This window comes from Alicyclobacillus suci (assembly GCF_017329615.1).
GTDB lineage: Bacteria > Bacillota > Bacilli > Alicyclobacillales > Alicyclobacillaceae > Alicyclobacillus > Alicyclobacillus suci.
Window position 1 is genome coordinate 1 of sequence record NZ_JAFMTW010000126.1, and the last position, 1310, is coordinate 1310.

Annotated in this window: 1 protein-coding gene; it reads left to right on the forward strand. The window is 48.9% G+C overall.

The genetic code is table 11. The annotated features are described in order from the left end of the window. The first annotated feature begins 72 nt into the window (after positions 1-72). Positions 73-1238 (forward strand): IS3 family transposase gene (locus tag J3482_RS20070; RefSeq protein WP_262927030.1). Its coding sequence is split into 2 segments (ribosomal slippage): positions 73-328 and positions 328-1238, totalling 1167 coding nucleotides; the frame shifts between segments, so codons are not numbered across the junction. The last annotated feature ends 72 nt before the right edge of the window (positions 1239-1310 follow it).

Consider the following 1310-nt stretch of genomic DNA (forward strand, 5'->3'; position numbering starts at 1 on the left):
TGGTGTTAGGATCAAAGAGTGGACATAACGAATCGAGAATGTAAGAATAAGGTGATTTGAGGTGTCCACGTGATGAAGCAATATGATAAGGAATTTAAATTGCATGCTGTTCAATTAGTTTCGGAAAGTGGGAAGCCAGCGAGCCAGGTAGCTCGTGAACTGGGTGTATCGCAAAAGACGTTGTATGGCTGGATGTCGAAGTTCAAGGAGGATCCGTCTACTCCGTTCGTTGGCAGCGGGAACCTCAAGCCGGAAGCAAAGGCCCTGCGGGATCTTGAGCGGGAGAACCGCGAACTGCGAGAGGAGAATGCAATCCTAAAAAAAGCCGCGCGCATCTTCATGAACGACCGAAAGTAAGGTACCAATTCATCCATAGATACCGCTCCAAATTTTCGGTTGAGAAGATGTGCAAAGTGTTGGATGTATCTCGGAGCGGGTATTACGCGTGGTGCAGGCGCCCGGAGAGCGAGCGTTCCAAACGCCGAAAACGAATCACGCAGCGGATTCATCAGATATTTGTGAAGTCCCGTCGACTTTATGGCAGCCCCAAAATCACGCAAATCCTGCGCAAAGAAGATGGTGAGCGGGTATCGCAGAAGATGGTGGCTAAAATCATGCGAGAGAACGAACTTCGCAGTCGTACGGTTCGCAAGTATAAGGCGACCACATACTCGAACCACAACTATCCGGTACAGGAGAATGTGCTGAACCAGACGTTCGTCGCACAGCGACCAAACCAGGTGTATATGGCGGACATCACCTACATTCCGACGGATGAAGGATGGGTCTACCTGGCCAGCTTAATGGACTTGTACAGCCGAAAAATCGTGGGGTGGCGTGCCGATGCACGAATGACGAAAGAATTGTGCATCGCGGCACTGGAACAGGCTTTTAAACGTCAAAGCCCCGCAGGCTCTGTGTTGCATCATTCAGACCGTGGGAGCCAATACGCCTCTCATGACTACCAGAACAAGATGCAAGAATACGACATGGTCGGGAGCATGAGTCGCAAAGGAAACTGCTTTGATAATGCGTGTATCGAGTCGTTTCATAGCATCATCAAGCGGGAACTTGTCTATCTCGAAAAGTTCAAAACGCGTAAGCAGGCCATACAACGGATTTTCGAGTACATCGAAATCTGGTACAACCGGGAGCGTGTTCACGCGTCCATCGACTTTCTATCACCGGCCGAGTATGAAAGAAGATATTTCCACACGCAACAGGTTAAAGCAAGCTGAGTAGGTCCGTATCAGAATATTAAAACTTACAAATTCTCTGTTTGGGGTGTCCGTTCTATTGACTTAATACCA